19 protein-coding genes are annotated in these 19705 nt (G+C 66.4%); 4 read left to right on the top strand and 15 right to left on the bottom strand.

The window, feature by feature from the left end; genetic code table 11:
- Nucleotides 1-30: 30 nt before the first annotated feature.
- The gene (gene ampD / locus CK498_RS14995) at nucleotides 31-609 is read right to left on the bottom strand and encodes a 1,6-anhydro-N-acetylmuramyl-L-alanine amidase AmpD (RefSeq protein WP_229359094.1); all 579 of its coding nucleotides are present in this window, start codon (nucleotides 607-609) and stop codon (nucleotides 31-33) included.
- An 87-nt stretch (nucleotides 610-696) separates the two neighbouring features.
- Between ampD and nadC the strand changes: the two genes are divergently transcribed.
- Together nadC and tsaA are read left to right on the top strand one after the other, a co-directional pair.
- On the top strand, nucleotides 697-1551 hold the full coding sequence (nadC, locus tag CK498_RS14990; RefSeq protein ID WP_095621655.1) for a carboxylating nicotinate-nucleotide diphosphorylase: 855 nt from the start codon (nucleotides 697-699) through the stop codon (nucleotides 1549-1551).
- Between the two features lies 1 nt (nucleotide 1552).
- The gene (gene tsaA, locus CK498_RS14985; protein ID WP_095621654.1) at nucleotides 1553-2272 is read left to right on the top strand and encodes a tRNA (N6-threonylcarbamoyladenosine(37)-N6)-methyltransferase TrmO; all 720 of its coding nucleotides are present in this window, start codon (nucleotides 1553-1555) and stop codon (nucleotides 2270-2272) included.
- Nucleotides 2273-2300: 28 nt separating this feature from the next.
- Here the strand turns inward: tsaA and CK498_RS14980 are convergent, their stop codons facing one another.
- The 12 genes from CK498_RS14980 to dapA form a co-directional block, all read right to left on the bottom strand.
- A complete protein-coding gene (locus CK498_RS14980) occupies nucleotides 2301-3164 on the bottom strand; it encodes a helix-turn-helix transcriptional regulator (RefSeq protein ID WP_095621653.1) in 864 nt (287 codons plus the stop codon).
- A gap of 125 nt (nucleotides 3165-3289) precedes the next feature.
- On the bottom strand, nucleotides 3290-4264 hold the full coding sequence (locus CK498_RS14975; RefSeq protein ID WP_095621652.1) for an XdhC family protein: 975 nt from the start codon (nucleotides 4262-4264) through the stop codon (nucleotides 3290-3292).
- A 39-nt stretch (nucleotides 4265-4303) separates the two neighbouring features.
- Nucleotides 4304-5581, bottom strand: a complete 1278-nt coding sequence (locus CK498_RS14970; RefSeq protein ID WP_095621651.1) for a benzoate/H(+) symporter BenE family transporter — start codon at nucleotides 5579-5581, stop codon at nucleotides 4304-4306.
- A 42-nt stretch (nucleotides 5582-5623) separates the two neighbouring features.
- Nucleotides 5624-6421, bottom strand: a complete 798-nt coding sequence (locus tag CK498_RS14965; protein ID WP_095621650.1) for an enoyl-CoA hydratase/isomerase family protein — start codon at nucleotides 6419-6421, stop codon at nucleotides 5624-5626.
- Nucleotides 6422-6447: 26 nt separating this feature from the next.
- On the bottom strand, nucleotides 6448-7977 hold the full coding sequence (locus tag CK498_RS14960) for an AMP-binding protein (protein ID WP_095621649.1): 1530 nt from the start codon (nucleotides 7975-7977) through the stop codon (nucleotides 6448-6450).
- The gene (locus CK498_RS14955; protein WP_095621648.1) at nucleotides 7970-8497 is read right to left on the bottom strand and encodes a (2Fe-2S)-binding protein; all 528 of its coding nucleotides are present in this window, start codon (nucleotides 8495-8497) and stop codon (nucleotides 7970-7972) included. The genes CK498_RS14960 and CK498_RS14955 overlap by 8 nt, the downstream gene beginning before the upstream one ends.
- Entirely contained in the window at nucleotides 8481-9326 is an 846-nt protein-coding gene (locus tag CK498_RS14950) for an FAD binding domain-containing protein (protein WP_095621647.1), read from the bottom strand. The genes CK498_RS14955 and CK498_RS14950 overlap by 17 nt, the downstream gene beginning before the upstream one ends.
- A complete protein-coding gene (locus tag CK498_RS14945) occupies nucleotides 9323-12313 on the bottom strand; it encodes a xanthine dehydrogenase family protein molybdopterin-binding subunit (protein WP_095621646.1) in 2991 nt (996 codons plus the stop codon). The genes CK498_RS14950 and CK498_RS14945 overlap by 4 nt, the downstream gene beginning before the upstream one ends.
- 249 nt (nucleotides 12314-12562) lie before the next feature.
- Nucleotides 12563-13276, bottom strand: a complete 714-nt coding sequence (purC, locus tag CK498_RS14940; RefSeq protein ID WP_095621645.1) for a phosphoribosylaminoimidazolesuccinocarboxamide synthase — start codon at nucleotides 13274-13276, stop codon at nucleotides 12563-12565.
- 43 nt (nucleotides 13277-13319) lie between these two features.
- Nucleotides 13320-14093: an MBL fold metallo-hydrolase gene (locus CK498_RS14935; protein WP_229359093.1), complete on the bottom strand. Its 774-nt coding sequence runs from the start codon at nucleotides 14091-14093 to the stop codon at nucleotides 13320-13322.
- Between the two features lie 31 nt (nucleotides 14094-14124).
- Nucleotides 14125-15090, bottom strand: a complete 966-nt coding sequence (locus tag CK498_RS14930; RefSeq protein ID WP_095621644.1) for a lipoprotein, NlpB — start codon at nucleotides 15088-15090, stop codon at nucleotides 14125-14127.
- 47 nt (nucleotides 15091-15137) lie between these two features.
- Entirely contained in the window at nucleotides 15138-16022 is an 885-nt protein-coding gene (gene dapA / locus CK498_RS14925) for a 4-hydroxy-tetrahydrodipicolinate synthase (RefSeq protein WP_095621643.1), read from the bottom strand.
- Between the two features lie 215 nt (nucleotides 16023-16237).
- Here dapA and CK498_RS14920 point away from each other — a divergent pair, with 215 nt between their 5' ends.
- Nucleotides 16238-16711, top strand: a complete 474-nt coding sequence (locus CK498_RS14920) for a peroxiredoxin (RefSeq protein ID WP_095621642.1) — start codon at nucleotides 16238-16240, stop codon at nucleotides 16709-16711.
- 26 nt (nucleotides 16712-16737) lie between these two features.
- Here CK498_RS14920 and CK498_RS14915 read toward each other — a convergent pair whose 3' ends face one another.
- Both CK498_RS14915 and CK498_RS14910 read right to left on the bottom strand, forming a co-directional pair.
- A complete protein-coding gene (locus tag CK498_RS14915) occupies nucleotides 16738-17838 on the bottom strand; it encodes an AI-2E family transporter (protein WP_095621641.1) in 1101 nt (366 codons plus the stop codon).
- A complete protein-coding gene (locus tag CK498_RS14910) occupies nucleotides 17835-18086 on the bottom strand; it encodes a sulfurtransferase TusA family protein (RefSeq protein WP_095621640.1) in 252 nt (83 codons plus the stop codon). Before CK498_RS14910 ends, CK498_RS14915 begins: the two co-directional genes overlap by 4 nt.
- A gap of 108 nt (nucleotides 18087-18194) precedes the next feature.
- On the opposite strand from CK498_RS14910, the gene CK498_RS14905 reads away from it, so the two are divergent.
- Entirely contained in the window at nucleotides 18195-19646 is a 1452-nt protein-coding gene (locus CK498_RS14905) for a M48 family metalloprotease (RefSeq protein WP_229359092.1), read from the top strand.
- Nucleotides 19647-19705: the final 59 nt, after the last annotated feature.

Below are 19705 nucleotides of genomic sequence, written 5' to 3'. Positions count from 1 at the left end.
CTAGACGAAAAGTGCCAACGTGTAGTGTTACTACATGCAATCCAGCAGGCAGCGGCGCATGAAGGCCCAATCGAAGGCCGGCCCCGGGTCGCTCTTGCGCAGCGGGGCGATCTGCGCATGGCCAGTGATGCGGCCCGGCGTCAGCGCCGGATAGTGCTCGCAGAGTGCCGTGACGATCCGCGCCAGCACGCGATACTGGGCCTCGCGGTAGGCCGACACCTCATCGCCCTCGAGCTCGATGCCGATGCTGAAGTCGTTGAGCTCGACTCGCTCGCAGCGCTGCCGGGGATCGAACCAGCGTGAACGGCCGGCGTGCCAGGCACGCTCGTCGAAGGGCACGAACTGCACACACTCGCCGTCGCGGCGAATCAGCAGGTGCGCCGAGACCCGCAGGGCGGCAATACCGGCAAAATAGGGGTGTGCCGCGGGATCGAGGCGATTGGTGAACAGCCGCTCGATATCGCCACCGCCGAACTCTCCCGGCGGCAGGCTGATCGAATGCAGCACCAGCGCCGAGATTTCCCCTGTGGGGCGTGCATTGCGATTGGGCGAAGGCAGGCGTCGGGCGGCGTCGAGCCAGCCCTCGCGAATGTCGGCAGCTCGCGTCACGGCTGATTCCTATGGCTGAATTGCCTATACTGACGGGCATTGTCGCACACCACGACCGCCCACGTTCACCCTGCATCAAGGCCCGTCATGCACTATCAGCAAGCCCTCGCCGAAGAGATCCGCCAAGCCGCCGCCCGGCTGCTCGCCGAAGACGTCGGCCCGGGCGACATCACCGCCCAGTTGATCCCCGCCAACCAGTGGGCCAAGGCCAGCGTGATCAGCCGCGAAGACGCCGTGCTGTGCGGCGTGGCCTGGGCCGACGAGGTGTTCCGCCGCCTCGACGCCAAGGTCAGCCTGAAGTGGCTGGCCGCCGACGGCGATCGCCTCAGCGCCGGCCAGCCATTTCTCGAGCTGGAGGGGCCGGCGCGCAGCCTGCTCACCGGCGAACGTGCCGCGCTCAACCTGCTGCAGACGCTGTCGGCCACTGCCACCCGCACCCGCCACTACGTCGACCTGCTCGAGGGCACCGGCGTGCGCCTGCTCGACACCCGCAAGACGCTGCCCAACCTGCGCCTGGCGCAGAAGTACGCGGTGACCTGCGGCGGTGGCCACAATCATCGCATCGGCCTGTATGACGCCTTCCTGATCAAGGAGAATCATATCGCCGCCTGCGGCGGGATCGCCGCGGCGGTCAGAGAGGCCCGCGATATCGCCCGCGAGCTGCCAGTGGAAGTCGAGGTCGAGACCTTCGATGAGCTCGACCAGGCACTGGACGCCGGTGCCGACGTGATCATGCTCGACAATTTCACCTTAGAGGCAATGCGCGAGGCAGTCGCACGCACCGCAGGGCGGGCCACCCTGGAGGCCTCGGGCAACGTCGACGAGACCACCCTGCGCGCCATCGCCGAGACCGGCGTCGACTGCATCTCCAGCGGCGCCTTGACCAAGGACATCAAGGCCATCGACCTGTCGATGCGTATCCTCGAGACGCGGACCACCTGAGGTGGAACCGGCGAGTTTCGTCCTCGAGGCCATCGGCCATATCGAAAGTGACTTCCGCGACAAGTTCGGCGTGCCCCGCCAGCCGGGGCTGGCCCCCGCCGCCCGCGCCCGGCTGGTCCTGCACGGCGACTACGCCGACCCGCTGGCGGTGCGCGGCCTCGATACCTGCAGCCATGTGTGGCTGACCTTCATCTTCCACCACAGCCCCGAGCGCTGGACGCCGCTGGTGCGCCCGCCGCGGCTGGGCGGCAATGCCAAGCTCGGCGTCTTCGCCACCCGCAGCACCCACCGCCCCAATCGCCTGGGGCTGTCGCTGGCCACCCTCGGTGCCATCGACACCCGCCACGGCGTGGCCCTCGAGCTGCACGGCTGTGACCTGGTCGACGGTACCCCGGTGCTGGATATCAAGCCCTACCTGCCGTGGGCCGAGGCGCTGCCCAACGCCCAGGCCGGCATCGCCCCGGACGCCCCACCACGCTATGCGGTGCGCTTCTGCCAGGACGCGGTGGACGCCATCGAGCAGCGCAGCGACAGCGTCTCGCTACGCGCCCTGATCGAGCAGGTGCTGGCCCAGGACCCTCGTCCCGCCTACCACCGCGACAAGGGCGACGCCGAGCGTATCTACGGCGTACGGCTACGAGATGTGGACGTGCGCTTTCGGGTGGAGCAGGCCGGCGAGCCAACATGGATGCACGTGATCGAGCTGGTAACTCTCGGCTAACGGGCCAGACTGGAGTGACCGGTTACAGTTACGAAATAAGCCTATCCGTATAGCTGTCGGTCACCTTCTGGTACTGGCTGGGCGCGGCACCGATATGGCGGCGGAAGAAGCGCGTGAAGTGGCCCTGTTCAGAGAACCCCAGGGACTCCGACAGATTACCCAGAGTACCGGAGCGATTGTCGGACAAACAGCGAAACGCCATCTGCATCTTGCCGATATTGGCAAACATCTGCGGCGTCATGCCGGTGTTCTTCTTGAACAGGGTAAAGAAGTGCGCCCGGGACAGGCCGCACTGCCGCGCGATGCCTTCCATGTCCAGTTCACCCTGTGGATGGTCGAGAATAAACTGGCTCGCCTGGCGAATGCGGGCATCATAGAAGTCACTGGCGACACCCACTCGCAACTTGGCCAAGTGGCGCCAGTCGGAATGTTTCTCGGTGATACCGATCAACAAATCAAACAGCAGCTCTTCCAGCCTATCCTGAGGCACCAATCCGAAGGAGAGCATGGCATCGATCAACAGGTCGGCATGATGCCGCATGCGGGATGTGAGTTCGATGCAGGGGCTGGAGAAGAAGTCGGGTCGACCGCTCAGCGACAAGCCACGCTGCAGAGCCGCCAGCCAGCTCGGCTCGATGTAGAGCGCCAGGATCAGGGTATCGGCGGCACCGCTCTGATGGTCGTAGAAATGCGGCTCCCAGGCATTAATCAGCACCGCCGTCCTGTCGGTCAGCGGCAACCGGCGATCGCGCACCGAGAAGTAGGTATCCTCTCCGGAAACCTTGAGCAGTACATGGCATTCGGAATGGGCATGGGGCACCAGTGACTCGTCCATGTCCAACAGGGCGATGCGACCAAACCCGCCATGCAAGATGCGGTGTGCGCTCGACATGACGTTCTCATCATTGGCATCGTGACAACATGCTGATCTCTATCAGCATACCACTCTTCGTCAACACATCACCGAGACTCAAACTAAAGGGGAATGGCCGCTCGCCATGTAGGGTCGTCTCGGTCTCAGCGCGCATTACGCGAACGCCAATGGTAAGCCCGCACGATATCAGCCATGACTGCCAGGGCTATCTCGGCCGGGGTCTTGCTGCCGAGATCGAGGCCGATCGGCATGTGGATGCGATCGATATCGGCCTGGGACAGCCCCCCGGAACGCAGCAGCCGTGTGGCGCGGGCATCCGAGGTCCGGCGCGACCCCATCACGCCGATATAGAAGGCCTCGGTACGCACTGCCTCGATCATGGCCAGATCATCGATGCGCGGATCATGGGTCAGGGCCACCACCGCGGTTGCCGCATGACAGCCCCCGGCGGCGATGAAGGCCGACGGCAACAGCGGCACCACCGTCACCCCGTCGACACTGAACCCTTCGCGCATCTCCGGGCGAGGGTCGCAGACAATCACCTCGTGGCCCAACGCCTGGGAGAAGCGAGCACAGACGTCGGCCACCGGCGAGAGGCCGGCCAGCAGCAGGCGCAGCACGGGCCCGATGCGGATGTCGACGGACGCTGGCCGGCGCACCACGCATGGCCCCTCGGCAGCGTCATCGTTAAAGGCCTGAAAGGCGCCGGCCTCGACATCGACACGCCGCACCAGTCGGTGCTGCCCCTGCAGGGCCCGGTACAGCGCCTCGAGGTGCGCCAGCCAGGCGGTGTCGGGGGCACGGTGCTCGATCAATACCTCGAGCACGCCGCCACAAGGCAAGGCGAGGCGTCGGCTCTCCTCGCGACTTTCACCGTAGCGACGCAGGGTCACCATCCGGTCGAAGGCGCCGGCGATGAGTTCCTCGAGGAAGTCCTCCTCGACACAGCCACCGGACAGCGAGCCGACATACCGACCGTCGCGACGCGCCACCAGCATGGCGCCCGGCACCCGGGGCGACGAGCCATAGGTCGACAGCACGGTGCACAGCCAGATGGGATGGCCCTCGCGGACCCAGGCCAGCGCCCGGGTGATTACCTGATGATCGAGGTCACGCATCGCTCCGCCCTCTCATGGCCACCGATGGTGCAGCCGCGTTCAATCGGCCACCTGGGTCGTCTCGGTGTCGGGATCCAGCGTCTTCTCACCCAGCAGCAAGGAGACCGCGATACCGCAGACCAGTGCCCAGAAGGGAGCGCTGATCCCCAGCAGGCTGATGTTGCTCATCGCCACCACCAGCGCCACGAAGGCACCGATCTGGTGGCCACGATGGCGGGAGAAGGCGTGCTGGAAGGCTGCCAGCAGCACGCCGATCATCGCCAGGCCGGCCACGCTACCGATCAGGGCGCTGGGCAACGCCAGGATGAAGGGCACCGCCGCACCGGCAAAGAGCCCGAAGGCACAGAACAGCACGCCATTCACCAGGGTGGCACCATAGCGGGTGCTCTTGTCGTCGCCTGCCTGCTCGGAGGAGCAGATGGCGGTCATCGGCCCGGCGATGTTGGCATTGTGGCCGCCGAGGAGGCCGGCGAGCATGCCACCGATGCCGCTGACGATGGTCATGGCATTGACCGGTGGGCGGTACTCTTCGGCCAGCAGCACCCCGGTGGCCTGGGCATTCTCGGCCCCGATCACCAGTGCCGCCAGCGGCACGGAGATGGCCAGGAAGGCCCCCAGGGTGAAGCTCGGTGCGGTGAACTGCGGTGCGACGAAGGCGATGTCCACATCGGCGGGCTGAACAGCCCCCATGGTGAAAGCCACGATGAGCCCCACTACCGCGGCCACCAGCACTGGGGGCACCGCCTTGATGAAGCGTGAACTGAGGAAGAAGGCCACCACTGCCGTGCCGGCGATCCAGGGTGCGGCCCCCACCGCGTTCACCGCACCGATGCCGAAGCGGATCAAGGCGCCGGCGATCATCGCCATGACGATCGGCATCGGTAGCCAACGCATGATACGCCCCACTACTCCGCTGACACCCAGCAGGAGAACGATAGCGCCGCTCATGATGAAGGCGCCGACCGCCTCGTTGAAGGGAATGGTCGACAGGGCGGCGATCATGATTGCCGCCCCCGGGATCGAGTAGGCCCCGGTGATCGGCATACGATAGCGCGAGGCCATGATCAGACTGATCAGACCGCCCAGGAAATAGATGGCAAACAGCCAGGCCACGGTCTGGCCATTGCTCAGGTTGCCGGCCTCGGCGGCGCTGATCACGATCAGCGCCGGCCCCGAGCAACCGAACAGTGCGGCGACGGTGCCTGCACTGATCGACTTGGCCGTGAAGACCCGGGTCAGGTCCTTGAGCAGCGGACGCTTGGCGTCCACGACTGCAGCTGGCGTGGGGCTGACCCCATTATTGTCGTGTGCTTGCATGGTATCTCTCCGGGGGTTGTTGTTATGTCATTGGGGTACGGGTCATTCACCGGTGAAGACGGCTCGGCGTTTGCCATGGAAGGCCTCGACACCCTCGCGAAAGTCGCTGGAGGTACGCAGCCGGCTGTAGCAGTGGCCTTCCATCTCGATGGCCACCGACAGCGGGGCATCCTCGTTGTCGTTGATCAGGCGCTTGGCGGTGCGCTGGGCGAGCGGTGAAAAGCCACGCAGTTCGTCCACCAAGGCCTGGGTGGCGCTTTCCAGTTGATCGTCGGGCACGCACTCGGTGGCGATACCCCACGCCAGCGCCTGGGCACCGCCGATGCGCTTGGCACGCATCACCATGTGCTTGGTCCGGGCGATGCCGATGATCTTCTGCAGGCGGGCAGAGCCTCCGGAGCCCGGGATCTGCCCCAGTTTCTGCTCCGGCAGGGCATAGAGGGTCGTCTCGGAGGCGATGCGGAAATCGCAGGCCAATGACAGCTCGAAGCCGACGCCGAAGGTGTAGCCACGGTTGGCAGCGATCACCGGCTTCGAGCAGCGCGCCGGGGCAGCCACGTTGTCGGCGAGTTTCGAGACATGTTCGGGTGAGGCCTCGAGGAACCCCTTGATGTCGCCACCACTGGAGAAATGTTCGCCCTCGGCGCGCAGCACGATGACGCGCACGCCGTCATGGGCGTCCAGCGCCTCAAACACGCGACGCAGCTCGTCGCGTTGGGGCATCGAGATCACGTTGAGTGGCGGACGGTCGAGGATGATGTCGGCACGCTCGGCATCGACCTGGACCCTGAAGCCGTCGAAGTCGCTGGCCAGAATGGTATTCACGTCGGTGGTAGTCATGTCTTGGTTCCTTGTCGGTCTGCTGGTCAATGGGGTTGTGCGCTGGGGCTGTCCTGCTCGCGCAGCACGCGGCGCAGGATCTTGCCCACCGGGGACTTGGGAATCTCGTCGACGAAGACGTAGCGCCGCGGGCGCTTGAAGCGGGCCAGCCCGGAGTCGATGCAGTGCCGGTCGAGTTCGCCCTCGTCGGTGGCCTGTCGGGCCTTGACGAAGGCGGTGACTACCTCGCCCCACTGCTCGTCGGCCAGCCCCACCACCACGACCTCTTCCACCTGGGGATGCACCGAGAGCACATTCTCGATCTCCACCGGGCTGACGTTCTCGCCACCGGTGATGATCAGGTCGTCGACCCGGCCGGTGACGAACAGGTCGCCGTCGGCGTCGAAGTAGCCGGTATCACTGGTGAAGTACCAGCCCGCCTTGAGCGCCTTGCGGTCGGCATCGGGGCGGTGCCAGTAGCCCTGGAAGGCCTCGTCGCCGGCCATGTCGGCGATGATCTCGCCCTCTTCCCCCACGCCCAGGATCTCGTCCGGCGACTCGGCGCCCACCCTGACCACCCGGATGCGTTGGTTGAGCGCAGGCCGACCCGATGAGCCCGGCTTGTCACTGGCTCGTTGGTCGATGGTGAAGGTATAGATCTCGGAGCTGCCGTAGTGGTTGACGAACAGGCTGGGCTGGAAGGCCTCCTGGACCCGTGCCATCAGCCCCGCACTCATCGGCGCGCCGGCGAAGCCCAGCTTGTCGACGCTGACCACCCGCGGCGGTGAGAACTCGGGGTGCTCGATGAGCATGTGGTAGAGGGTCGGCACCAGATAGAGGTTGGTGACGCCCTCACGCTCAATGGCATCCAGCGTCGCCGCGGGATCGAACTTCGGCACGCAGACGAAGTGGCCGTCGATCAGTGCCATCGACAGCAGCGAGCGCACGCCCATGGTGTGATAGAGCGGCATCACGCCGAGGGTGCACTCGTCGTGGCGATAGAGGTTCTGTGCCACATGGGCCAGCGCTGCGGAACGCTCGGCGCGATGCAGGCGTGGCACACCCTTGGGCTTGCCGCTGGTCCCCGAGGTGTAGAGCATCAACGAGACATCCTCGGCATCGGCACGCAATACCAGCTCACCGTCCACACCGAGCAGGGCGTCGAAGTCCTGGGCACCGATGTCCTCGCCCCCTCCGGCAGTGATGCGTGGTAGCCGCTGTGCCTCGGGACAGCCGTTCACCGCTTCGGCCACCGAAGCGTCATAGGCGAGCGCCTTGACCTCGGCATCCTCGATGCAGTAACTCAGATCCCGGGCCGTGGATCGCCAGTTGAGGGGGGTGACCACGATCCCGGCGAATTGGCAGGCCCAGTGCAGGGTCGCCATCTGCCAGCGGTTCTGCATCACCACCAGCAGACGGTCCCCCTTGGCCAGGCCCATCGCTTCGAGGCTCCTGGCCACGCTCTGGATATCGGCGAACCATTCGGCATAGGTCTTGCGTAGCTCGCCATCGGAAATGGCAATCGCCCGGGGGCGACGCTCTACCGAGGCAAGAAAACTGCGACCAAGATCAAACATCGTTGTTCTCCTGTTGACTATCAGGCACGGTTGCCTCGCGGCGCGTCCGGGCCACGTCGAGTACCGCCTGGACCATGCCGGTATAGCCGGTGCAACGGCACAGATGACCCGACAACATGTCGCGCACCTGGGCCTCGCTGGGGTCGGCCACACGGTCCAGGAACTCCTCGCAGGACATCAGAATGCCTGCGGTGCAGAAGCCGCACTGCAGGGCGTGATGACGCCGGAAAGCCTGTTGCAGATCGGAAAGGCCCTCCTCTCCTGCCAGCGACTCGACGGTGTCGAGCCGCCGACCCTCGGCCTGTACCGCGAGCATCAGGCAGCTGCGGCTGGCACGACCGTCGACGCGCACCGTGCAGGCACCGCACACGCCATGCTCACAGCCCACGTGCGTGCCGGTGGCCCCCAGCTCGTGGCGCAGGAAGTCACACAGTTGGGTGCGGGGCTCGGCGTAGCCGCTGCGCTCGCGACCATTGAGGGTCAGGGTCACGCGAATGCGCTGGTCAGCCCTGGCGTGCATGGGCGTTCTCCTCATCACTTGGCCCGCCGGCGATCAACTCCCGGCCGAGCTCGCGGATCAACTGGCGGCGATAGGCCGCCGTGGCATGGGCATCGTCCTCGGCGCCCAACGACCAGGCGAGGGCGTTGAGGGCCTCGCTCGGGTCAGCGTGGCGGGCGAGCTCGCGACTCACTGGGCGGTCGGCGACGCCACCCACGCCGAGGGTGACGCGGTTGCTGTCGATCACCGCCGCCAGCGCGACAATGGCGAAGTCGCCGTGGCGCATGGCCACTTCGCGGAAGCGGTACTCCGCGCCCGGCCTCGCCAGGGGAAAGCGCACTTCGGTGATCAGCTCGTCCTGACGGCGGTCGGTAGTCAGTACCCCCTGGAAGAAGTCCTCCGCCATGACCCGGCGCGACTTGCCGCGGCGGTTCTCGAGTACCACCTGCCCTCCCAGGGTGGCCAGACACAGCGGCAGCTCGGCGCTGGGATCGGCATGCGCGATCGAACCGCATACCGTGCCGCGGTTACGGGTCTGCCAATGGCCGATCCAGGGCATCGCCTGGGCCAGCAACGGGACCGCCTCGGCGAGACCGGGGTACTCGAGCAGCTCGGCCTGGGTCACCCCGGCGCCCACCGCCAGGTGATCGTCGCGACGCTCGATATAGTGCAGGTCCTCGATGCCCGCGATATCGATCAGCCGCTTGGGCTGGGCCAGGCGCATGTTGAGCACCGCCATCAGCGATTGCCCCCCGGCGATCAGTCGAGCATCGTCTCCAGCCTCATGCAGCAGCTCGCAGGCCTCGCGACGGCTCGACGGGCGCAGATAATCGAAAGCAGCAGGTTTCATGAGCAACCTCCCCGTCCGGCGAACAGGCCCTTGAGGCGCTGCCACAGCGACAGTCGTGGTGCGGCGCCACCCATGCGCTGGGCCAGGCGCGCGAATATCTGGCCGATGATCATCCGCGAGGCGCTTTGCAGCATGCGCCCGCCCACCGAGGCGACCTTGCCGCCCACGGCGGCGTCGTAGTCGTAGTCGAGTCGCGTCTGGCCGCCCTCGACCTCAGTCAGCCGAATCCGCGCACTGCCCTCCGCTGAGCCCATGGCACTGGTGCCGGCCCCGGAGAGGCGCAGAGCGTGCGGTGGGTCGAGATCGGAGAGCGCCACCCGTGCATCGAAGCGCGCTCGGATCATCCCCACGCCGACGGTGACGTCGGCGCGGTAGGCGTTCTCTCCGGTGAGTTCCAGGGCATGGCAGCCAGGGATGATCGCTTGCAGGGTCTCGGGATCAAGCAGAGTGTCGAAGATTGCTTGAGAGCTGCCCGGTAGCGTCACCGAGTCGCTGGCAGTGAGCCGCGAGCCGCCACCGGCTGCGTGAGCCGCCTGATCCTCGCCCACGCCCTGGGGCCGCGGTGGCTCCTCGATGCCGATCAGCGTACGCACCTTCGACGGTGTCAGCGGCAACTCTATGTCCGCAATGCCCAGCGCGTCGGCCACGGCATTGGCGATGCACACCGGGGTGCTCATGTTGTTGCCCTCGCCGACCCCCTTGGCACCCAGCGGGGTGAATGGCGACGGCGTCTCCCTGTGCAGGATCAGTGGTTCAGGCACCTCGACACTGGTCGGTACCAGGTAGTCGGCGAAGGTGCCGGACTGGAAGCTGCCATCGTCGCCGTAGGTAAACTCCTCCATCAGTGCCGCACCGAGCCCCTGGGCGAAGGCTCCCCGCACCTGGCCATCAACAAGGTCCGGATTGAGCAGGCGGCCAGCGTCATGCAGGGTGACATAGCGGTCGAGTCTCACCTGGCCGGTGATGCGGTCGACCTCCACCCCGCAGTAGTCGAAGATGAAGCCGTAGCAGAGCGAGCTGTTGATACGATCGTCATCGTCCGGCGCCTCGAGCTGGGGCGGCGACCAGAAGGCCGTCTCGCGCAGCCCGCCCGGCTCGCCCTCGGGCAGTGTGCCCGGCGCCCAGTGGGTGGCGCCGGCCAGGCGGCCAAAGGGCATCGATAGCTCGCTGTCGTTCACTATCACCTGCCCCTCGGCGAAGCGGATGCGACTGGCCTCCACCTGCCACTGAGCGGCGGCGATACCGGCCAGGCGATCGCGCACCTTCACCGCCGCCTGGTAGACCGCCCCGGCCACGGCCCCTGAGAAGCGGCTGGAGTAGTTGCCCGAGGCGATCGACCAGGCGTCCTTACCGGTATCGAGCTCGACATTGACGCTGATCGACTCAAGCGACACCCCGAGCACCTCGGCGATCACCTGGGCGACCACCGTGCGATGCCCCTGCCCTTGCGGCGTCGACGAGACATGGGCGCTGACGTCGCCCAGCGGACCGACGCTGATCGTGGCGGTGCTCACCGCCCCGTTCTTGGGACCGGCCTTGCGCCGCTCCTCGGGCGTCATGGCGGTGGTGATATAGCCCATGTTGGAGATCGAGGGTTCCACCGCCACGGTATAGCCGATGCCGTAGAGCCGCCCCTCGCGGCGGGCCGCCTCGCGGCGTGCCAACAACTCGTCCAGGCCGCCTTCGCGAATGCCTTGTTCCACAGCGGCGGGATAATCACCGGAGTCGAGCAATGCCCCGGCCGCAGCGCGGTAAGGGAAACTCCCGGACGGCACCAGGTTGCGGCGTATCACCTCGAGAGGGTCGAGGTCGAGTTCCACGGCGATGCGCTGCATCAGCCGTTCGAGGGCGAAGTACACCTGGGGGCCGCCGAAGCCACGGTTGAGTCCCGTGGGGGTTTTGTTGGTGAGCGCGACACGGTTCCGCACCGAAAGATGCTCGATGGCGTAGGCACCGGTCAGGTTACCGTGCATGCGGTAGAAGGTGGCCGGCTCCGGTGCACGCAGGTAAGCGCCGCAGTCGTCGACCTGGTCCCAGCGCAGGGCGGTGACCCGGCCATCATCAGTAACAGCGGCCTCGATCTCGGTCACGCGATTGGTAGCCGAGGAGGCCCCCTGCAGGTGCTCGAGGCGATCCTCTACCCACTTCACCGGGGCGCCGGCCTTGCGGGCGGCCAACCCCATCATCACCACATAGGGAAAGACCCCCTGCTTGATGCCGAAGCTGCCACCGGATTCCGGTGGGGTACGAAGGCGCAGGCGGTTGCCGGGGACCTTAAGGGCGCGAGCCATCACCGAGTGCAGCGCATAGGGCCCCTGGAAGTTGGAGAGTACGTCGTAGCCGTCACTGGCAGCGTCGTAGTCGGCGATGACCACGTAGCACTCCATTGGTGTGCAGGAGCTACGCGGCACGCGCACCTTGAGCGAGATGCGTCTCTCGGCCTCGACGAAGGCCTGTTCCGGGTCGCCGTAGCGGAAGTGGCGCTCGCTGACCACATTACTGCCCACCGCCTCGTGAAGCAGCGGGGCGTCTTCGGTGATAGCCGTTTCGGTATCCACCGCGACGGGCAGCATCTGATAGTCGACTCGGATGGCGTCAAGGGCATCTTCGGCAAGGTAACGACTCTCAGCCATCACCACCGCCACCGGCTCGCCAACATAACGCACCTTGTCGACGGCCAGGCACCAGTGCTCCATGGGCTGGCGCACGCCAACCGGAAAGGGCCGCGCCCAGCGCTTGATATCCTCGCCGGTCAGGACGGCGTGCACGCCAGGCATGGCCAGCGCCGGCGTGGCGTCCAAGTCGACCAGCTGGGCATGGGCATGGGGTGAACGCAGCACGGCGGCATGCAGAGTGCCCGGCGCCACCGCCAGGTCATCGGCATAGCGACCACGTCCCCGCAGCAGGGCATCGTCTTCAATGCGCGTCTGCCGGCGGCCAATTTGGCCCGACTGCCCCTCCCGCATGGTTGGCTCGAAAGCGTTCATCCACCTCTCCACAATGGCCGTGTCGGAATCGGTTGCCATCTGGAGAGGAGTCTATGGAGTCGCTCGCCGATCGACCTTGCCCGGCGGGATGGAATTTGACCCTGGCATCGGCAGATTTACCCGAGAGTCTGAATTGCGACCAAAAAATAAGGAGCAGTCGCCAGAGCAGACACACGGCTTTCGAACGCAGGAAGGCGGCCCTTGGGCCGCCTTCCAGTCGTGACACTTGAGTCCTTCGTCAGCAGTGACTCAGCCGAAGTCGACACCGATGCGCCGGCCCACTTCCTCGTAGGCCTCGATCACGCCGCCCAGGCCCTGGCGGAAGCGGTCCTTGTCGAGCTTCTCGCGGGTCTCGGCGTCCCACAGCCGGCAGCCGTCCGGGGAAAACTCGTCGCCGAGCACGATCTGGCCGTGGAACAGCCCGAACTCCAGCTTGTAGTCGACCAGCAGCAGGCCGCCGTCGGCGAACAGCGCCTTGAGCACATCGTTGACCTTGAAGGTCAGCGCCTTCATCTCGGCGAGCTGCTCGGGCGTCGCCCAGCCGAAGCTCTCGGCCAGCGACTCGTTGATCATCGGGTCGTGCTGGGCATCGTTCTTGAGGAACAGCTCGAAAGTCGGCGGGTTCAGCGCGATGCCCTCCTCGACCCCCAGGCGCCGCACCAGGCTGCCGGCAGCGATATTGCGCACCACGCACTCCACCGGGATCATCTCGAGCTTCTTGACCACGCACTCGGTGTCCGAGAACAGGCCGTCGAAGTGAGTGGGAATGCCCGCCGCCTCGAGGGTCTGCATGATAAAGGCGTTGAACTTGTTGTTGACCATGCCCTTGCGCGCCAGCGACTCCATGCGCTCGCCATCGAAGGCGCTGGTGTCGTCGCGGAAGTGCAGGATCATGCGCTCGGGATCGTCGGTATGGTAGACCGACTTGGCCTTGCCGGCGTAGAGCTGTTGACGCTTTTCCATGGGGCGGTCTCCGCAAAAAATCACTGTTGAGTCGAGCGGCCGATCAGGCGATGCGCTGCCAGGCCAGGCCGTGATCCTGGGCGGCCACCGAGAGCCGCGAATCGTCGCCGTCGAGCAGCGGCGTCAGGGTATCCAGCACGCGCTCGGGGCAGTTGTTGTGTTCCGACAGGTGCGAGCAGACGATGCGCTGCAGCCGGTCGAGCCCCAGGCGCGGCAGCAGCGCCGCGGCCTGGACGTTGGCCAGGTGCCCCCAGTCGCCGCCGACGCGACGCTTTAGGCTCGCCGGATAGGGCCCCTCGGCGAGCATCTGCACGTCGTGGTTGCACTCCAGGACCAGCGCGTCGCAACCGTGGAAGGCCTCGGCGACGTGGGCGCTGGGATGGCCCAGGTCGGTCAGCACGCCGAGGCTGCGGCCATGGGCATGGAAGCGGAACTGCACCGGCTCGCAGGCATCGTGGGGCACCGTGACCGGATCGATCTCCAGGCCGTTGATGACGAAGCGCTGCTGTGGCGTGACCCAGTGGTGGTGGGGTAGCGTGCCGAGCCGGCCACTGCGCATGGTACCCGGCGTCAGATAGACCGGCAGCCGATAACGGCGCGCCAGCGCGCCGACCCCACGCACATGGTCGCCATGCTCGTGACTGACCAGGATCGCATCGAGCTGCGCGGGGTGCAGGTCGAAGCGCGCCAGGCGCTTCTCGGCTTCGCGCATGCCGAAACCGCAGTCGACCAGCACCCGGGTCTCACCGTCACACACCAGGGTGGCGTTCCCCTTGCTGCCACTGCCCAGCGAGGCAAAGCGCAGTGCTGACGTCACGGCGTTGGCCTCCTCTCGTCTAGCCCGGCCATCAACGCAGCAGGGCGGCGACGCGGTCGAGCAACTCGCGGGTATCGTCGGCGGTGAGGTCCTTGTCGCTCTCGTTGATCACCTGCACGCGGGTCTCGCCGCCAGGCGCTTGCTCCAGGCTCAGGCGCAGCCACTGGGCGGTCTGGCGCACATCGGGACTGAACACGATGGAGAACACCCCGCGGTTGCGCTCGCTGGCGGTCATGTACTCGAGCAGGAAGTCGCGGTTGGCCTCATCGCTCTCGAGCAGCAGCTCGCGGTTCTCCTGGGTGAAGTTGCGCGACAGCTGATACTCCATCTCGGCCCAGGCGCGCTCCATCTCGGCGGCCAGCAGCAGCTGCCAGCTATCGTCGCTGCGTTCCAGGCGCACGGTCTCCTGCTGCTGCTGTGCACGCTGGGTCGCCAGCGCCGAGGCACTGGCGGTGCGGCTCTCGGCGGTCAGGAAGTCGTTGAGGGCGTCGAGACACTGGGTGTGCACGGCACCGCCCTGCTCGCAGCGCACCTCGGTGGCGCCGCTGCGTACCCCCGGCTGCAGGGTAAAGGTCGCCTCACTGGTGGCCAACACGCCGCGCTGGGGGCTGCTGTCGGTCACGCTGAGGCCCTGGCGGCGGCTGAAATCCTCGATCCGCGGCCACACATCTCCGGCATCGGCGTTGACCAGCAGCCAGCGGTCGCCACCCGATTCACGGCGCTCGACGAAGTCGCGCTGGCCGCCCCGGGCCACCGCATCGGGGCGCGGCGCGCGGAAGCGGCCGTCGCTGGCGACGAACTCGCCGCGCGCCTCGGGCACCGGCATGATATCGCGATAGCGGCTCTGGTCGCGGGTCTCGGGCAGCACCAGCGGCCGGCCCTGCTGCGCCTCGGCGTAGTCGATATTGCGGTCGTGAAAATAGCCATCGCGGGCGCAGCCGGCGGTCACCAGAGCGATCGATACGACGAGCGGCATCCATTTCAGCGCAGGGTTCATGCATCCACCTTGTTGAGAGTCCACGGGAGCTGTCAGCGGTACGCCGTTCAGTCGTCGATGACGCCGGCCAGCTGCAGCGCTTCGCTGACCGTGGAGTGATATTTCTCGGACAGCCAGGTCATCGGCAGGCGAATGCCGGCCTCGGCATAGCCCATGCGGTTCAGCGCCCACTTGACCGGGATCGGGTTGGACTCGATGCCCAGATTGGTGTGCAGTGGCATCAGCCGGGTGTTGATCGAGTGCGCGGTCTCGGTATCACCGGCCACCGCCGCGACGCACAGCTCGTGCATCGCCTTGGGGGCGACGTTGGCGGTCACCGAGATATCGCCATGGCCGCCCATCAGCATGAAGTCGCAGGCGGTGGCGTCGTCGCCGGAGTAGAGCTTGAAGTCGCTGCCCTCGAGGCGGCCGATCAGGTCCTCGGCGCGCTCCAGGTTACCGGTGGCATCCTTGAGGCCGATGATATTGTCGATCTCGGCCAGGCGCAGCACGGTCTCATTGTAGAGATCCGAGCAGGTGCGCCCCGGCACGTTATAGAGAATCACCGGTAGGTTGGCGCCTTCGGCCACCGCCTTGAAGTGCTGGTACAAGCCTTCCTGGGTCGGCTTGTTATAGTAGGGGCATACCGACAGGCAGTAGTCGGCGCCGACTTCCTTGGCGTAGCGCGCCAGCTCCACCGCCTCCGACGTGGCATTGGCACCGGTCCCGGCAATCACCGGAATCCGCCCCGCCACCTCTTCCACCACCGTGCGGATCACGTCGAAGTGCTCGGCGAAGGACATGGTGGTCGGCTCGCCGGTAGTGCCGGCGGCGACGATGGCGTCGGTGCCGTTCTCCAGGTGGAAGTTGACCAGGCGGCGCAGCGCCGGCCAATCGATCTCGCCGCTCACCTTCATTGGCGTCGCCAGGGCAACCATACTGCCTGTGATCATGCTCTGTTCCTCTCGAAAACCGTGGCCTGCCAGCGCTTCTCCCGATCGGAAATCCTCGGGGACAGGCATCCAGGGGCTAGATGGTACTCAGGCGGCGAAAGTCTGTACAGAACCCGATGCGAGTCAGTGACGATTGCCGACGCGGCGCTTTACAGCGCGCGGCGGGTTGCGTGTAATCGTAGCGCATCGTTTCACTCAGCCTAGAGGAGCCTCCCATGAGCGTCAGCCCCGGCCAGCCCGTGCCCGACTTCACCGCCGCCGCCACCGGCGACACCACCATCACCCTGTCCGAGCTGCAGGGCCAGCAGGTGGTAATCTACTTCTACCCCAAGGCCAGCACTCCGGGCTGCACCACCGAGGGCGGCGACTTCCGCGACCACAAGGCGGCCTTCGACGCCGCCAACACCGTGATCATCGGCGTCTCGCGCGACGGCCTGCGCGCCCAGGAGAACTTCAAGGCCAAGCAGGGCTTCAACTTCGCGCTGATCTCCGACAAGGACGAGGCGGTGTGCCAGCTGTTCGACGTCATCAAACTCAAGAAGATGTATGGCAAGGAGCATCTCGGCGTCGAGCGCAGCACCTTCCTGATCGATACCGACGGCAAACTCGCCCGGGAGTGGCGCGGGGTCAAGGTCAAGGGCCACGTCGAGGAGGTGCTCGCGGCGGCCCAGGCGCTGCACGCCGGCTGAGCCGGCCGGCCCCGCCGCGGCGGGGCCTACTCCTCGGAGAGCGACTCTACCGCCACGTGGTGCTCGCGGCTATCGAGCCCCCGCGGCCAAGCCACCACCAGCGCCTTGAGCAGCGTCGCCAGCGGAATCGCGAAGAAGATTCCCCAGAAGCCCCACACTCCGCCGAAGAACAGCACTGCGACGATGATCGACACCGGGTGCAGATTGACCGCCTCGGAAAACAGGATCGGCACCAGCACATTGCCGTCCAGCGCCTGGATGATGCCGTAGGCGATCAGCACGTAGACGAACTGGTCGCTCATCCCGAAATGGAAGCCGGCCACCGCCGCTACCGGCAGCGTAGCCACCGCCGCGCCGATGTAGGGCACCAGCACCGAGAGCCCCACCAGTACCGCCAGCAGCGCCGAATAGGGCAGCCCGAAGTAGGCGAAGGTCATGAAGGCCACGCTGCCGACGATGATGATCTCGATGAACTTGCCACGCACGTAGTTGGCGATCTGGTCGTCCATCTCGTTCCAGATGCGCGTCATCAGCGAACGCTTCTGCGGCAGTAGCGACAGCGTGAAGCCGACCAGGCGATCCTTGTCCTTGAGCATGAAGAACACCAGGATCGGCACCAGCACCAGGTAGATGATCAGCGACAGCACATTGCCCAGCGAGGCCAGGGAGAGGGTCAGCGCACGCTGGCCGACCTGAGTCATCTCGCGCCCGGCCACACCGATCCAGTTCTGGATCTGATCGGGGGTGACCAGCTGCGGGTAGCGCTCCTGGAGGTTGTCGAGCAGTTGCTGGCCGGCGGCAAACATACGCGGCGTCTCCTGCACCAGCCCCACCAGCTGGTTCCAGATCAGCGGCAGCAGGATAAAGGCGATCGCCAGCAGCAGGCCAATGAAGCCCAGGAACACCACCGACACCGCCAGCAGATGGGGCACACGGCGGCGAGTCAGGGCATTGACCGCCCCCTGCAGCAGAAAGGCGATCACCAGCGCGGTCAAGAACGGTGCCAGCATGCGGCCCAGCCAGATCACCACGGCAAAGCCGAGCACCAGCACGATCAGCAGGACCACCGCCTCCTCGTCGGAGAAGTAGCGCTCGACCCAGCTCTTGAACAGCGCACGCATGGTCATGCCGACGCGGCTCCCGATCCTTTGCGAATCCAGTAGACGTAGACCTCGTCGCGGGTCTCGCGGGCCACCAGCTCATGGTCGCTATGACTGGCGAAGGTCTCGAAGTCCTGCCAGGAGCCAGCATCGGTGGCCTGGACCTCGAGCAGCTGGCCCGGTGCCAGGCGCGACAGCGCCTGCTTGGCCTTGAGCAGCGGCAGGGGACATGGCAGGCCACGGGCGTCGAGCTGATTATCTGGTTGCAGGGCCATGCGATCTCCCGAAAAATGACTGAAGTCACTGAGATTTAAAGGCACTTTGCCTGGCGAATCAATGTCGGATGAGCAGCACTGCGCTCGCCCCCTATGTCGAGGATGGTCATGTTGCACGCCTTGAAGCCCTGTCTTGCCGTCGCTGGCCTGGTACTGGCCAGCCTGCTGCCGAGCCCCGCCACCGCCGTCGATGACTACGGCCTGCCACAACTCGGCAGCGGCGGGGCCGGCGCCGCTGGTGCCGAAGAGTACCGCCTGGGGCGCGCCTGGCTGCGCCAGTTTCGGGCCCGCGCGCCGGCCTGGCAGGACCCCATCACCCAGGATTACGTCGAGTCGGTGATCTCGCGCCTGCTGCCGCACAGCGACCTCGCCGACAACCGTACCACGGTGACCCTGGTCGACAGTCGCCTGCTCAACGCCTTCGCCGTGCCCGGCGGGGTTATCGGTGTCAACTCCGGGCTGTTCGCCTTCGCCGAAGAGGAAGATGCCTTCGCTTCGGTGGTCGCCCACGAACTCGGCCACCTCTCCCAGCGCCACTATGCGCGTCAGGTGTCCCGCGCCGAGCAGACCCAGGTGCCAGCCATGGCGGCGATGCTGGCCGGCATGCTGATCGCCGCCGGTGGCGGTGGCGACGCCGGCATCGGCGTGGCGATGGGCTCCCAGGCCGCCTTCATCCAGGACCAACTGGCCTATTCGCGGCGCTTCGAGCAGGAGGCCGACCGCATCGGCCTGCAAGCCATGGCGCGGGCCGGCTACGACCCGCAGGCGATGGTGCGCATGTTCCGCTCGATGCAGCGCATGGCCTCGCTGCAGGGCGGCAACCCGCCGGAGTTTCTGCTCACCCACCCGGTCACCGAGTCGCGGATTACCGATACCGAGGCTCGCGCCAGCCAGCTTAGCGCCCGTGAGCGTCGCGAGGCTGGCCCACGCTACGACCTGGTGCGTGCCCGGGCGCTGGTCTCGGTCAACCGCGACAACCTCGGTCAGGCCGGAGCCCGCCTCGCCCAGAGCGATCCCGAGCCACAGGTCAGGCGCTATCTGGAGGCGTTGATCGCCGCCGAGCGCGGCCATCATGGCGCAGCCCTCGAGACCCTCGATGCCCTCGCCAATGAACTGCCGGATCTGCCGATGCTGCCGGTCACCGCCGCCGAGGTAGCCTACGACGCCGGCGACTACGCTGCCGCCATCGAGCGCAGCCGCCGGGTGCTGCGGCTGATGCCCGACTACGCGCCGGCCAGCCGCGTGCTCGGCGAAGCGCTGCTGCAACGTGACCCGGACGAAGCCTATCGGGTGCTGCGCGATCTCAGCGAGCGCCGCCAGGAGGATCCGCAGGTGTTTGCGCTGCTGGCCGAGGCGGCCGGGCGCAGCGGACGCGACGGCTGGGGCCACCTCGCGCGCGCCGAGCACCTGCAGCTCACCGGGCGCATAGACAGCGCCATCCGCCAGTTGCTGGTCGCCCGCGACAGCGCCCGCCAGGCCGGCGACGCCAGCCTGGAGAGCCGTATCGAGCAACGCCGCGAGGCATTCATGGAGTACCGCGAGGCGCTGGAGAAGTTCTGACAGAAAGCTGAAAAACAGCCTGCCTCCACCCACCCTCGAATCAGGGGGTTTTCTTCCAG

This window comes from Halomonas salipaludis, from assembly GCF_002286975.1.
In the GTDB taxonomy this organism is placed as follows: Bacteria; Pseudomonadota; Gammaproteobacteria; order Pseudomonadales; family Halomonadaceae; genus Franzmannia; species Franzmannia salipaludis.
Note: the sequence above shows the minus strand (reverse complement) of the source record. Positions and strands in the feature narration are given on the sequence as shown.

Excerpts from the sequence above, each read along its gene's own strand:
- nadC (WP_095621655.1), top strand. The coding sequence starts at position 697 with ATGCACTATCAGCAAGCCCTCGCCGAAGAGATCCGCCAAGCCGCCGCC.
- CK498_RS14980 (WP_095621653.1), bottom strand. The coding sequence starts at position 3,164 with ATGTCGAGCGCACACCGCATCTTGCATGGCGGGTTTGGTCGCATCGCC.
- CK498_RS14975 (WP_095621652.1), bottom strand. The coding sequence starts at position 4,264 with ATGCGTGACCTCGATCATCAGGTAATCACCCGGGCGCTGGCCTGGGTC.
- CK498_RS14970 (WP_095621651.1), bottom strand. The coding sequence starts at position 5,581 with ATGCAAGCACACGACAATAATGGGGTCAGCCCCACGCCAGCTGCAGTC.
- CK498_RS14965 (WP_095621650.1), bottom strand. The coding sequence starts at position 6,421 with ATGACTACCACCGACGTGAATACCATTCTGGCCAGCGACTTCGACGGC.
- CK498_RS14960 (WP_095621649.1), bottom strand. The coding sequence starts at position 7,977 with ATGTTTGATCTTGGTCGCAGTTTTCTTGCCTCGGTAGAGCGTCGCCCC.
- CK498_RS14955 (WP_095621648.1), bottom strand. The coding sequence starts at position 8,497 with ATGCACGCCAGGGCTGACCAGCGCATTCGCGTGACCCTGACCCTCAAT.
- CK498_RS14950 (WP_095621647.1), bottom strand. The coding sequence starts at position 9,326 with ATGAAACCTGCTGCTTTCGATTATCTGCGCCCGTCGAGCCGTCGCGAG.
- CK498_RS14945 (WP_095621646.1), bottom strand. The coding sequence starts at position 12,313 with ATGAACGCTTTCGAGCCAACCATGCGGGAGGGGCAGTCGGGCCAAATT.
- purC (WP_095621645.1), bottom strand. The coding sequence starts at position 13,276 with ATGGAAAAGCGTCAACAGCTCTACGCCGGCAAGGCCAAGTCGGTCTAC.
- CK498_RS14930 (WP_095621644.1), bottom strand. The coding sequence starts at position 15,090 with ATGAACCCTGCGCTGAAATGGATGCCGCTCGTCGTATCGATCGCTCTG.
- dapA (WP_095621643.1), bottom strand. The coding sequence starts at position 16,022 with ATGATCACAGGCAGTATGGTTGCCCTGGCGACGCCAATGAAGGTGAGC.
- CK498_RS14920 (WP_095621642.1), top strand. The coding sequence starts at position 16,238 with ATGAGCGTCAGCCCCGGCCAGCCCGTGCCCGACTTCACCGCCGCCGCC.
- CK498_RS14915 (WP_095621641.1), bottom strand. The coding sequence starts at position 17,838 with ATGACCATGCGTGCGCTGTTCAAGAGCTGGGTCGAGCGCTACTTCTCC.
- CK498_RS14910 (WP_095621640.1), bottom strand. The coding sequence starts at position 18,086 with ATGGCCCTGCAACCAGATAATCAGCTCGACGCCCGTGGCCTGCCATGT.
- CK498_RS14905 (WP_229359092.1), top strand. The coding sequence starts at position 18,195 with ATGTTGCACGCCTTGAAGCCCTGTCTTGCCGTCGCTGGCCTGGTACTG.